Raw genomic sequence first — 12,728 nt, 5'->3', positions numbered from 1 at the left:
TCAGGAAACGCCTATATGAATGCTCCGTTTACATATTCATCGCCCACGCTTAGCGTAGAAGCTCTTAAGCATTCTATCGCTTACAAGCTGATGTTTACGATTGGCAAGGACCCGGTCGTCGCCAATAAACATGAATGGCTGAACGCAACATTATTTGCTGTGCGCGATCGTCTCGTGGAGCGCTGGTTACGTTCAAACCGTGCCCAGTTGTCGCAAGAAACGCGTCAGGTTTACTACCTGTCGATGGAATTTTTGATTGGCCGTACGCTTTCCAACGCCATGTTGTCGCTAGGAATTTACGAAGATGTACAGGGCGCACTGGAAGCGATGGGATTAAATCTCGAAGAGCTGATTGATGAAGAAAATGACCCGGGCCTCGGTAACGGTGGTCTGGGACGTCTGGCGGCTTGCTTCCTCGATTCTCTGGCGACGTTAGGGTTGCCGGGGCGTGGTTACGGTATCCGTTATGATTACGGTATGTTTAAGCAGAACATCGTTAACGGTAGCCAGAAAGAGTCGCCAGACTACTGGCTGGAATACGGTAACCCGTGGGAATTCAAACGCCACAACACGCGCTATAAAGTCCGTTTTGGTGGTCGCATTCAGCAGGAAGGTAAAAAAACGCGCTGGATCGAAACCGAAGAGATTCTGGGAGTGGCTTACGATCAGATTATCCCAGGTTACGACACCGACGCGACCAACACGCTGCGTTTGTGGAGTGCGCAAGCCAGTAGCGAAATTAACCTCGGTAAATTCAACCAGGGTGACTACTTCGCGGCAGTGGAAGATAAAAACCACTCCGAAAACGTATCCCGCGTACTGTATCCGGACGACTCCACCTACTCCGGGCGTGAACTGCGTCTGCGTCAGGAATATTTCCTGGTTTCTTCGACCATCCAGGACATTTTAAGTCGCCATTATCAGTTGCATAAAACCTACGATAACCTGGCGGATAAAATCGCGATTCACCTCAACGACACCCACCCGGTGTTGTCGATTCCTGAGATGATGCGTCTGCTGATTGATGAGCATCAATTTAGCTGGGACGACGCATTTGAAGTGTGTTGTCAGGTCTTCTCCTACACCAACCACACGCTAATGAGCGAGGCGCTGGAAACCTGGCCGGTTGATATGCTGGGTAAAATTCTGCCGCGTCACCTGCAGATCATCTTTGAAATTAACGACTATTTCCTGAAAACCTTGCAGGAACAGTATCCGAACGATACCGACCTGCTGGGACGGGCGTCGATCATTGATGAATCCAACGGTCGTCGCGTGCGTATGGCCTGGCTGGCGGTTGTGGTGAGCCACAAGGTTAACGGTGTATCAGAATTACACTCTAACCTGATGGTGCAGTCGCTATTTGCTGATTTTGCGAAAATCTTCCCTGGACGTTTTACCAATGTCACCAATGGTGTGACCCCGCGTCGCTGGTTAGCGGTAGCGAACCCATCGCTTTCAGCTGTGCTGGACGAACACCTGGGCCGTAACTGGCGCACCGACCTTAGCCTGCTTAATGAGCTGCAACAACACTGTGATTTCCCAATGGTTAATCACGCGGTGCATCAGGCGAAGCTGGAGAACAAAAAGCGTCTGGCGGAGTATATCGCCCAGCAGCTGAATGTGGTGGTAAATCCGAAAGCGCTGTTCGATGTGCAAATCAAACGTATTCACGAATACAAACGTCAATTGATGAATGTGTTGCACGTGATCACCCGCTATAACCGCATCAAGGCCGACCCGGATGCGAAGTGGGTACCGCGCGTGAATATTTTTGGCGGTAAGGCGGCTTCGGCCTATTACATGGCGAAGCACATTATCCATTTGATCAATGATGTAGCGAAAGTGATCAACAACGATCCGCAGATTGGCGACAAGCTGAAAGTGGTGTTCATCCCGAACTACAGCGTTAGCCTGGCACAGTTGATCATTCCGGCGGCCGATCTATCTGAACAGATTTCTCTGGCAGGGACGGAAGCTTCCGGCACCAGTAATATGAAGTTTGCACTTAACGGTGCGCTGACTATCGGTACGCTGGACGGTGCGAACGTCGAGATGCTGGATCATGTCGGTGCTGACAATATCTTTATCTTTGGTAACACGGCGGAAGAAGTTGAAGAACTGCGTCGTCAGGGCTACAAACCGCGTGAATACTACGAGAAAGATGAGGAACTGCATCAGGTGCTGACGCAAATCGGCAGCGGTGTATTCAGTCCGGAAGATCCGGGTCGCTATCGTGATCTGGTTGATTCGCTGATCAACTTCGGCGATCACTACCAGGTACTGGCGGATTATCGCAGCTATGTCGATTGTCAGGATAAAGTCGACGAACTTTACGAGCTTCAGGAAGAGTGGACCGCAAAAGCGATGCTGAACATTGCCAATATGGGCTACTTCTCTTCTGACCGTACAATCAAAGAGTACGCTGATCATATCTGGCATATTGATCCAGTGAGATTGTAAGTTCACTAAAAAATAGAACGGGGCCAAATCGGTCCCGTTTTTTTTCGCCTTTATTTCGGAGAAGTGTCCAGAGAGGCAAGGGGATTCGGGGGAGTATAATTTCGCCATTCAGAAAGAATGGAAAGAATAATGCAAAACAGAAAATGGATTTTGACCTCGCTGATAATGACTTTTTTCGGCATCCCCATACTGGCGCAATTTTTGGCAGCGGTTATTGCCATGCTGGGGGCCGGGCTTGCCGCTATTCTTGAGGCTTGCAATTTACTCTTTACGCCAACAATTTATCTTCTACTCAACGTCTTTATGCTGACGCTGGGGGCGATAATCCTATTTTTCTCTGGTCGCGTGTGGGCCGGTGATAGCGCACCAGAAAACAGAGAAATAGCCGTCTGGCGGCAATGCTTTTTTCTTTTACCTGCACTGTTAACTCTGGTTGGCTGGATAATCACGCTACATCTGGCAGATTATCAACTTCGCCAGCTGGGAGCGGGTTGGTTGGCAGATCTTATTCTCCCCTGGCTGGGCGTATTGTTAGTCTCATTAGTCGGTGGTGAGTACTGGTGGATAGTCATTATTCCCGTTGGCGCGCATATCAGTTTTTCGCTGGGGTACGGCTGGCCAACCAGACATCCTTTAACCGGCACGTCCGGACTGCGTTGCCGTAATTCCCTCCTGTTTATCCTTCTTATGCTTGGTTTTATCGCTGGCTATCAGGCTTATTTATATAAACAGCTTAATCCTGGTGTTGGTGTACGCGAAAATATTGATATCTGGGCCTGGCGACCCGATAAACTCAATAATCAACTGACGCCACTGCGTGGTAAACCGCAAATTCAGTTTACACAAAACTGGCCGCGACTCGATGGTGCTACAGCGGCGTACCCAATTTATGCTTCTGCCTTTTATGCGTTGAGCGTTATACCGGAAGATTTCCACACCTGGGAATATCTGGAGAACTCTCGTACCCCCGATGCATATAACAGGATTGTTAAAGGTGATGCCGATATTATTTTTGTGGCGCAACCTTCCGGTGGGCAGAAAAAACGCGCAGAGGAATCGGGCGTCACTTTGAACTACACTCCTTTCGCCCGTGAAGCATTCGTTTTCATCGTCAATGCGGATAACCCGGTTAATTCCCTGACTGACCAACAGGTGCGTGACATCTTCAGTGGCGCAATTATCAACTGGCGTACTGTTGGCGGTAACGATCAGGAGATCCAGACCTGGCAACGCCCGGAAGACTCTGGCAGCCAGACAGTGATGCAATCGCAGGTCATGAAAAATGTCCGCATGATCTCGCCGCAGGAAACCGAAGTGGCAAGCATGATGGAGGGAATGATTAAAGTTGTTGCCGAATACCGTAATACAAACAACTCAATAGGCTACACCTTCCGCTATTACGCAACACAAATGAACGCCGATAAAAATATAAAACTGCTAGCTATTAACGGTATTGCACCGACTGCGGAAAATATTCGTAACGGCAAATATCCGTATATCGTCGATGCCTTTATGGTAACGCGGGAAAATACTACGTCAGAAACACAAAAACTGGTCGAATGGTTTTTAACGCCGCAGGGGCAGAGTCTGGTGGAAGATGTGGGCTATGTGCCGCTGTATCCAACAATGAAATAACGCTCGAGAGAAAGGAATCAGCGCAATGAATAAATTCTCCGGTGTTTTACTATTAGGTACGGCGTTACTGGCGGGATGTGTCGACCGGGAAGGGTACTATAACAGCGTCAGGGAAGAAGAGAGTCATGGACTGACGTCTCTGCGGGGGCAACCTGAATTACGTTACAACGATGATTGGTCAAGATGGCCGAGAGTGTACGGCGCTACAGCCTTATACTCGCTGTATGCCTCCGCGTATTATGAATTAGTACCCGAGCCAAAAGATAAGGATCGAACCTCGCTGGCCTGGCAGGCGTATGGTTTGCAACAAACCCGAACAGCTGAAGCCTACGATAGTCTGATCAAGGGTACCGCGACGGTTATTTTTGTTGCACAACCGTCGGAAGGACAGAAAAAACGTGCAGAAGAAGCAGGCGTTAAACTGAAATATACCGCGTTTGCCCGCGAAGCCTTTGTCTTTATCGTTGATATCAAAAACCCGGTTAATTCACTTAGTGAACAGCAGGTCAAAGACATTTTTAGCGGTAAAGTGAGTCGCTGGAATAAAGTGGGCGGCGGTGACGAAAGTATAAAAGTCTGGCAGCGGCCAGAAGATTCTGGAAGCCAAACGGTTATGAAGGGACTGGTTATGCAAGATACTCCAATGCTGCCAGCCAAAAAATCCACTGTTATCGATCTTATGGGCGGTTTAATTACCGAAGTCGCCGACTACCAAAACACAACATCTTCCATTGGATACACCTTCCACTATTACGTCACACGTATGAATGACAATATGCTCAAAATGCGCAAACAGATCAAACTGCTAGCTATAAATGGCATTGCGCCTACAGAGGAAAATATCCGTAACGGCACTTATCCGTACATAATTGATGCTTATATGGTGACGCACGAACCCCCTACGCTGGAAACGCAGAAATTCGTCGACTGGTTTTTAAGCCCGCAGGGACAGCAATTGGTAGAGGATGTGGGGTATGTGCCGATTCATGACGCATCATACGAATCATCAGTGCAATAATGATGAATAAAATCAGACTTTATATTCCTCCGTTAATTCTTGGTTTTTTTATTGTGCCGTTGTTGGTGTGGCCGACGGTGGTTGCGCTGGCTGCTTCTGTTATCACGCTGAGTTTTCTGGGAGAGATACTGTTCTCTATCCCGCTCATGATCAGGCGTATTTCACTTCTGCAATTACAACTATGGTTATCGGCTGAATATGCGCTTTTCTTCTGTGCAATGGTGGGCGTTGGTTGGCAATTTGCGCGCAGAACGCCACCTGAATTGAAAAGCAGACTGCATTGTTGGCTGGTATTTGCACCAGTTTATTTCTGGTTGCTCCTGTGGAATATCATTTTCTATGTCGCGCCAGCGAATATTGCGTTGCTGGAGAATATGCGCAGTTTCTTTCTGACAGTTGTCTGGCTCCCACTGAATTTTTCGCCATTTTGGTCTCAACCGTGGATTGACTTTGTCGGTCCAATAAGCGCACAGCTTGGTTTTGCGTTGGGATATTACTGCCAGTGGTGTAGCAAAAATAGAAGCCAGAGGCAGAAATGGGGCGAGTGGGGAACGTGCTTAAGTTTGGCGATTTTAGCTCAGGGGCCGTTATTCATATTGTTACAGGGAATACTTTAAGGAATCAGTACGTTATGGCGAAGGCAAAAAAGAAAAAATTACCCAAAGATTTTGATGAAATTCTCCAGACTGGGGATTTCGAAGCATTTAAAGCGGTCTTTGAGAGTTGCGACGTTAACGCGTATGGCGGTTACGGTAAAGAACCCGCACTGGCAAAATGCTGGCAATGCCCGGAGAGTTGGGCGCAATGGCTGGTAGAACAGGGGGCAGATCTTACTGCAACAGATGAATACGGTGCAACGCCGCTGCATAATTGGGCGCACTGTTGGACGCAGAATGTCGACGTTTTGCTTAAGTTAGGCGCTGATGTAAACGCCGTTTCCCGTCATCGAGGAACGGCCTTGCATAGCGCGGCGAAATCACATAAACCGGAAAACGTCAGGAAACTTATTCAGTGGGGGGCACAGATCGATGTCTTGAATGCTGAACGGCATACGCCGCTGGAGGCAGCGCTATGTGTCTGTCGGACTATTAATATTGAAGAAATGGTGCAACTGGCAGAAATTTTGCTGGCCGCTGGGGCGGAAAGAACGCCACGTATGCGTGAGTTTGTTACCCGCATTGGTGAGAAATTTGAATTTTTACGTGCAGATTACAATCCGGAAAGTGTAGATAAAGTCAGCGCCGCGCTGGATCGACTGTACCAGATTTTTGATGTTGAACCTGTACCGCGTCGATATGTTCATGACGGTGTTTCACCCATTGTAATTAATGCACAAGAAGAGAATATTTTTGCCGCATTATGGCAGCAACTCGTGCCGGGTATTGGCGCAGCCAATTCATTGCAGGGAGAAGTTATTCGTATTGCTGGAAAAATAATTTATGAACTTGACGGTAATGGCGGTATTAACTGGGATGCCGATTATAAAAAAATGGCAGATGCCTTTCTGGAATATGTCAGCCAGGGAAATGCGCTCCCGGAACAGTTGTTGGAAGAAACTCGCTTGCTTATTGCACTACTCAAGAAAAAGAAAGGCGAGCCGCACCGTCTGGTTGAGTTAAGCGTTATTTGGGTAACCGCGAATTTACAGCCCATCAGGTTGGATAATGTAAAATATAAGCGCTAACAAAATTGCGGATTGAAGGGATTGACAACAATGACGACTTTATCCGCTTTAAACGCATTTCATGAGGAAAACTATGATGTGGTTTGCCCAAAATGCGCAGCAAAAGCGACGGGAAAAACCATAGTAAATGGGACTAAAGGCACCTATCGCTGGCCGTTAATAAGGTTTGCCATCTCGCAAATTACCTGTATGCACTGTGGTTTTAATCGCCAGCTGACGCCAATGCAATCACGTCAACCGGATGCCTGGACGTTCTGGTATGTCTGTGGATTTAAAGGTAAGCGGATATGGGCGATAAATTATCACCATCTTCAGTTTATGATTGCCGTGCTTGCAGAAGAGATTACCGAATCCAATATGTCGTTATATCAACTTGCACTCTATGAAGCATGGCCTGACACACTGAAATTAAAAAAGAACAGGCAAGAGTTGCTTCGGTTATTCAAGCAACTGGCAACCCGATAGCCCGGTTGCACTTTACAACCGGGCATTATCCTTACGACGCCAGAGACAACCTCTGCTGCGTATACTCCCCCAGCCACTGACTCACACGAGATTGTTGATCCGCATTCAGCCACATGCCTTGTTTTGTGCGACGCCACAGGGCATCGTCGGCGCGGCGGACCCATTCGTGGTCGACCAGATATTTCAGCTCTGCTTCGTAAAACTCATGCCCGAAATCCTCCCCAAGATCGCTTACCGCCCCCGCATTGCCGAGCAGCAGCTCGCTATTGCTGCCGTAAGTGCGCGCGTAGTGACGTGCCAGCGATTCAGTCAGGAACGGGTAACGGCGGCGCAGGCGGGCGGCGTAATCGTCGCGGTCGCCTTCAATGGCTCCGCCCGGCAGCACGCTCTCTTTCGTCCACGCTGGGCCAATGCCCTGATAATATGGCGTCAGTTTTTCCAGCGCGTGTTCCGCCAGTTTGCGGTAGGTGGTCAGCTTACCGCCGAATACCGATAACAGCGGAGCTTTGCCGTTTTCATCATGGATATCAAGGGTGTAATCACGGGTAATGGCCTGCGGCGAATCAGATTCATCATCACACAGTGGACGCACGCCGGAGTAGGTCCAGACGATATCGTCCCGGCTTAACTGCTTTTTAAAGTGCGTGTTATACACTTTCAGCAGGTACTTGATTTCACTCTCTTCAATCTTCACTGCTTTTGGATCACCTTTGTATTCCACATCGGTGGTGCCGATGATGGAAAACTCGTCCATCCACGGGATCACGAAGACAATACGTTTATCTTCGTTTTGCAGAATGTAGGCTTGCTTCTGGGTATGCACACGCGGCACGACAATATGGCTGCCTTTGATCAGGCGAATGCCATAAGGTGAGGGTAGATGCATCCCGTCGTCGAAGAACTGCTTCACCCACGGGCCGGTGGCGTTCACGAGGCCGCGCGCTTGCCAGCTGTATTTTTTGCCGGTATCGATATCTTCCGCTTCCACAATCCACAGGCCGTTTTCGCGGCGAGCAGAAGTGGCACGAGTACGGGTAAGCACTTCACCGCCTTTACGCACCACCATCTGGGCGTTGGCGAGTACCAGACGGGCGTCGTCTACCCAACAGTCGGAATATTCGAATCCGCGCTTAATTTCCGGTTTTAACACTGAATTTGCGCCAAAACGCAAACCGGTTGATCCCGGCAGGCTGGTGCGTTTACCCAGATGATCGTACATAAACAGACCAATACGGATCATCCACGCCGGACGCAGATGCGGGCGATGCGGCAGGCGAAAACGCATCGGGAAAGCGATATGGGGAGCCATTTTCAGCAACACTTCACGTTCAGCCAGCGCCTCGCTGACCAGGCGGAATTCATAGTGCTCAAGGTAGCGCAGGCCACCATGAATGAGTTTTGAACTGGCGGAAGAGGTCGCACAAGCGAGATCCTGCGCCTCCAGCATCAGCACGGATAAACCGCGTCCAGCGGCGTCTGCCGCGATACCAGCACCATTGATGCCGCCACCTATCACAATCAGATCTTTGGTTTCCATGCTGCCCTCATTCACTTTCGTTAAAGCTCATAAATGTTCGTTATCGAACATATTAGCAAAGAATCGCGCTTTGGGTAACATTGAAAAAACATTTTAGAGTGATATGTATAACATTATGGCGTTTATCTGCCGCTTCGACGTAAACTGTGCGGTAAATTTGCCCACTTGTTTGTAAAGAAAGAGAGACGCATGGATCAGTTCGAATGTATTAACGTTGCCGACGCGCATCAGAAGTTGCAGGAAAAAGAGGCGGTGCTGGTCGATATTCGCGATCCACAGAGTTTCGCAATGGGGCATGCGGTGCAGGCTTTCCATTTAACCAACGACACATTGGGCGCGTTTATGCGTGATAACGACTTCGATACGCCAGTCATGGTGATGTGTTACCACGGTAATAGCAGCAAAGGCGCGGCGCAGTATCTGCTGCAACAGGGCTACGATGTGGTCTATAGCATTGATGGCGGCTTTGAAGCCTGGCAGCGTCAGTTTCCTGCAGAGGTGGCGTACGGCGCGTAACGCTTTATACTGTCCCCTTTTGTGTGGAATAAGCGACAGCAACGATGTTGATGATTACCTCTTTTGCTAACCCCCGCGTGGCGCAGGCGTTTGTTGATTACATGGCGACGCAGGGTGTTATCCTCACGATTCAACAACATAACCAAAGCGATGTCTGGCTGGCGGATGAGTCCCAGGCCGAACGCGTGCGGGCGGAGCTGGCGCGTTTTCTCGAAAACCCGGCAGATCCGCGTTATCTGGCGGCCAGCTGGCAGGCGGGCCATACCGGCAGCGGCCTGCATTATCGCCGTTATCCCTTCTTTGCTGCCTTGCGTGAACGCGCAGGTCCGGTGACCTGGGTGATGATGATCGCCTGCGTGGTGGTGTTTATCGCCATGCAAATTCTCGGTGATCAGGAAGTGATGTTATGGCTGGCCTGGCCATTCGATCCGACATTGAAATTTGAGTTCTGGCGTTACTTCACTCATGCATTAATGCACTTCTCGCTGATGCATATCCTTTTTAACCTGCTCTGGTGGTGGTATCTCGGCGGCGCGGTGGAAAAACGCCTCGGCAGCGGTAAGCTAATTGTCATTACTCTCATTAGCGCCCTGTTAAGCGGCTATGTGCAGCAAAAATTCAGCGGGCCGTGGTTTGGCGGGCTTTCTGGCGTGGTGTATGCACTGATGGGTTACGTCTGGCTACGCGGCGAACGCGATCCGCAAAGTGGCATTTACCTGCAACGTGGGTTAATCATCTTTGCACTGATCTGGATTGTCGCCGGATGGTTTGATTTGTTTGGGATGTCGATGGCGAACGGAGCACACATCGCCGGGTTAGCCGTGGGTTTAGCGATGGCTTTTGTTGATTCGCTTAATGCGCGAAAACGAAAATAATTCCAGGGACTTATAAATGAAACAAACACAACGTCACAACGGTATTATCGAACTGGTTAAACAGCAGGGTTATGTCAGCACAGAAGAACTGGTGGAGCACTTCTCCGTCAGCCCGCAGACTATTCGTCGCGACCTCAATGAGCTGGCGGAGCAAAACCTGATCCTGCGCCATCATGGCGGCGCGGCACTGCCTTCCAGTTCGGTTAACACGCCGTGGCACGATCGTAAGGCCACCCAGACCGAAGAAAAAGAGCGTATTGCCCGCAAAGTGGCGGAGCAAATTCCTAACGGCTCGACGCTATTTATTGATATCGGCACCACGCCGGAAGCGGTGGCGCACGCGCTGCTTAATCACAGCAATTTGCGCATTGTGACCAACAATCTCAACGTCGCTAACACGCTGATGGTAAAAGAAGATTTTCGCATCATTCTTGCAGGTGGCGAATTACGCAGCCGCGATGGTGGGATCATTGGCGAAGCGACGCTCGATTTTATCTCCCAGTTCCGCCTTGATTTCGGGATTCTGGGGATCAGCGGCATCGATAGCGACGGCTCGCTGCTGGAGTTCGATTACCACGAAGTTCGCACCAAACGCGCTATTATTGAGAACTCGCGCCACGTTATGCTGGTTGTCGATCACTCGAAATTTGGCCGTAATGCGATGGTCAATATGGGCAGCATCAGCATGGTCGATGCCGTCTACACCGACGCCCCGCCACCAGCGAGCGTGATGCAGGTGCTGACAGACCATCATATTCAGCTGGAGCTGTGCTGATCCTGCACGGCTTCCCACGTCAGACCAAAACGCGCCAGGTATTTGCGTAGCCGATCCGCGTCGTTGACGCTGGCTTTGCCCTGGCGCGAAACATCAAAGAGTTCACGCCCGGCAGCGGAAAGCGATTTTGCCTGACGGCAGATAGCGATAACGTGTTCCAGTTGCAGCCGATCAAAGAGGTCGATGTTTTCCGCTTCAGCGCCCAGTAGCTGCTTAAGCGCAGAAGAGCGGCTATCCTGCCAGTTGTAGCGTAGACGGTTTATCTCATCTTCTACGGTTTCAAGGGTGATACGCCCACTATCGGCAAACGTCGCCATGCGTGTGACGCTGGCAGAAAGCTCGCGAAAGTTACCGCGCCATGTTGCCTGGGGAGATGTCGCAAAGGCCAGCCAGGCGCGCCTCGCTTCGGTGTTAAAACGCACGCTGTCGCCGGTGAGTGAGGCGTGGCGCTCCACTTCATAATCCAGGTTCGGTTCAATATCTTCCTGGCGCTGGCGTAGACCCGGCAGGGTGAAGGTCCAGAGATTGATCCGCGCGTACAGGTCTTCGCGAAATTTGCCTTCGGCAACCAGCTGACGCAAATCGCGCACCGTTCCGGCGATCAGCTGAAAATCACTGCTCACCTGGCGATCGCTACCAAACGGGTAAAAGGTTTTCTCTTCAATGGCTTTTAGCAACATTGCCTGTTCGTCTGCGCCCAGTTCGCCAATCTCATCAAGAAACAACATGCCGCCGTTGGCGCTGCGTAATAATCCTTCACGAGATTCCCGCGCCCCGGTAAACGCGCCTTTCACATGACCAAACAGCGCCGACATGGCGGTATCGCCGCGCAGAGTGGCACAGTTCACCTCCACAAACGCGCCGCTAAACTGATGCCGCGCCTGTTTTAACTCGAAGATGCGTCGTGCCAGAAACGACTTACCCGCACCGGTCGGGCCGTTAAGCAGGATCGGTGCGCGAGATTTGATCGCCACTTTTTCGATCTGCTCAATCATGCGGTTGAAGTGGGCGTTACGCGTGGCAATGCCGGATTTGAGGAAATCGAGGGTTTGCTGGCGTTCCTCGGCAAAGCGGCTGGCGATGGCGTTATAACGGCTTAAATCGAGATCGATAATCGTCACTTCACCTGCACCGCGCGGCTGTTCTTTTTTACGCGGTGGCGAAGATTGTATTAACCTGGCGGGCAGGTAACGTGCTTCCGCCAGCAGAAACCAGCAAATCTGCGCGACGTGGGTACCGGTGGTGATGTGAATTAAATAGTCTTCTTTATCAGGTTCGAACGCGTAACCACGGGCGAAATCATGCAGGCAGGCGTAAACCTCCTCGAAATCCCACGGGTTATGCAGTTCAATCTCAACGCTCACCACTTCTGTTTCTGGCGAAACATTGGCGATATCGCGTTTAAGCGTTTCAAACAGCGAGCGTGAGCGGGCGTCGTGCAACAATTCCAGTCGATCGATGACTAACGATTCTTGCTGGCATAGACAGAGTGACGGACGCCATTTCGACCATCGCTGACTGCCGCGCCCGGCATAATCCAGTACGGTGCCGACAAAGCCAAAAGCCACTGTTTTACGCATCTTAGATATCCTTATAAAAGACGATATTTCATTATCGGCGAATTGGCTTTGCGGGAAATCTCCGTTTACGGACGTAAAGATTTAATCTATTAAAAACAATTAGTTAAGAAATTAATCTACTCATTTAATTTTCTGGCACGACGGTTGCAATTATCAGGACAGCAAACAACGAAAAGAGAA

Annotated in this window: 11 protein-coding genes; 9 read left to right on the top strand and 2 right to left on the bottom strand. The window is 50.2% G+C overall.

The features are described from left to right. The first annotated feature begins 15 nt into the window (after positions 1–15). From glgP to ATB02_RS10330, 6 genes are all read left to right on the top strand, one after another. Complete coding sequence (gene glgP, locus ATB02_RS10355; RefSeq protein ID WP_000993449.1) at positions 16–2,463, top strand: glycogen phosphorylase; 2,448 nt, start codon at positions 16–18, stop codon at positions 2,461–2,463. 126 nt (positions 2,464–2,589) lie between these two features. Next, complete coding sequence (locus ATB02_RS10350; RefSeq protein WP_123059840.1) at positions 2,590–4,098, top strand: PstS family phosphate ABC transporter substrate-binding protein; 1,509 nt, start codon at positions 2,590–2,592, stop codon at positions 4,096–4,098. A 25-nt stretch (positions 4,099–4,123) separates the two neighbouring features. Then, positions 4,124–5,116 carry a PstS family phosphate ABC transporter substrate-binding protein gene (locus ATB02_RS10345; protein WP_105271524.1) on the top strand — a complete coding sequence of 331 codons (993 nt, stop codon included), beginning with the start codon at positions 4,124–4,126 and terminating at the stop codon, positions 5,114–5,116. Further along, positions 5,116–5,733, top strand: coding sequence for a hypothetical protein (locus ATB02_RS10340; protein ID WP_123059837.1), 618 nt, complete (start codon positions 5,116–5,118; stop codon positions 5,731–5,733). Before ATB02_RS10345 ends, ATB02_RS10340 begins: the two co-directional genes overlap by 1 nt. Before the next feature lie 14 nt (positions 5,734–5,747). Beyond that, a complete protein-coding gene (locus ATB02_RS10335) occupies positions 5,748–6,800 on the top strand; it encodes an ankyrin repeat domain-containing protein (RefSeq protein ID WP_105271522.1) in 1,053 nt (350 codons plus the stop codon). A 30-nt stretch (positions 6,801–6,830) separates the two neighbouring features. Beyond that, positions 6,831–7,265 carry a hypothetical protein gene (locus ATB02_RS10330; RefSeq protein WP_105271521.1) on the top strand — a complete coding sequence of 145 codons (435 nt, stop codon included), beginning with the start codon at positions 6,831–6,833 and terminating at the stop codon, positions 7,263–7,265. Positions 7,266–7,296: 31 nt separating this feature from the next. On the opposite strand, the gene glpD is transcribed toward ATB02_RS10330, so the two are convergent. Continuing rightward, a complete protein-coding gene (glpD, locus tag ATB02_RS10325; RefSeq protein ID WP_105271520.1) occupies positions 7,297–8,802 on the bottom strand; it encodes a glycerol-3-phosphate dehydrogenase in 1,506 nt (501 codons plus the stop codon). 189 nt (positions 8,803–8,991) lie between these two features. Between glpD and glpE the strand changes: the two genes are divergently transcribed. From glpE to ATB02_RS10310, 3 genes are read left to right on the top strand one after another with little or no spacing between them, the layout of a single operon-like run. Then, positions 8,992–9,318 carry a thiosulfate sulfurtransferase GlpE gene (glpE, locus tag ATB02_RS10320; protein ID WP_000371928.1) on the top strand — a complete coding sequence of 109 codons (327 nt, stop codon included), beginning with the start codon at positions 8,992–8,994 and terminating at the stop codon, positions 9,316–9,318. A 44-nt stretch (positions 9,319–9,362) separates the two neighbouring features. Then, positions 9,363–10,193, top strand: coding sequence for a rhomboid family intramembrane serine protease GlpG (gene glpG, locus ATB02_RS10315; RefSeq protein WP_000928723.1), 831 nt, complete (start codon positions 9,363–9,365; stop codon positions 10,191–10,193). 16 nt (positions 10,194–10,209) lie between these two features. Next, positions 10,210–10,968 carry a DeoR/GlpR family transcriptional regulator gene (locus ATB02_RS10310; protein ID WP_000815098.1) on the top strand — a complete coding sequence of 253 codons (759 nt, stop codon included), beginning with the start codon at positions 10,210–10,212 and terminating at the stop codon, positions 10,966–10,968. Here the strand turns inward: ATB02_RS10310 and rtcR are convergent. Further along, positions 10,950–12,548 (bottom strand): DNA-binding transcriptional regulator RtcR, encoded by a 1,599-nt coding sequence (gene rtcR / locus ATB02_RS10305; protein ID WP_105271519.1) that lies wholly within the window; start codon positions 12,546–12,548, stop codon positions 10,950–10,952. The genes ATB02_RS10310 and rtcR overlap by 19 nt on opposite strands. Positions 12,549–12,728 lie beyond the last annotated feature (180 nt).

The organism is Escherichia sp. MOD1-EC5189 (assembly GCF_002966045.1).
GTDB lineage: Bacteria > Pseudomonadota > Gammaproteobacteria > Enterobacterales > Enterobacteriaceae > Escherichia > Escherichia coli_F.
The sequence above is the reverse complement of the archived record's forward strand: the minus strand, read 5'-3'. Positions and strand labels throughout refer to the sequence as shown.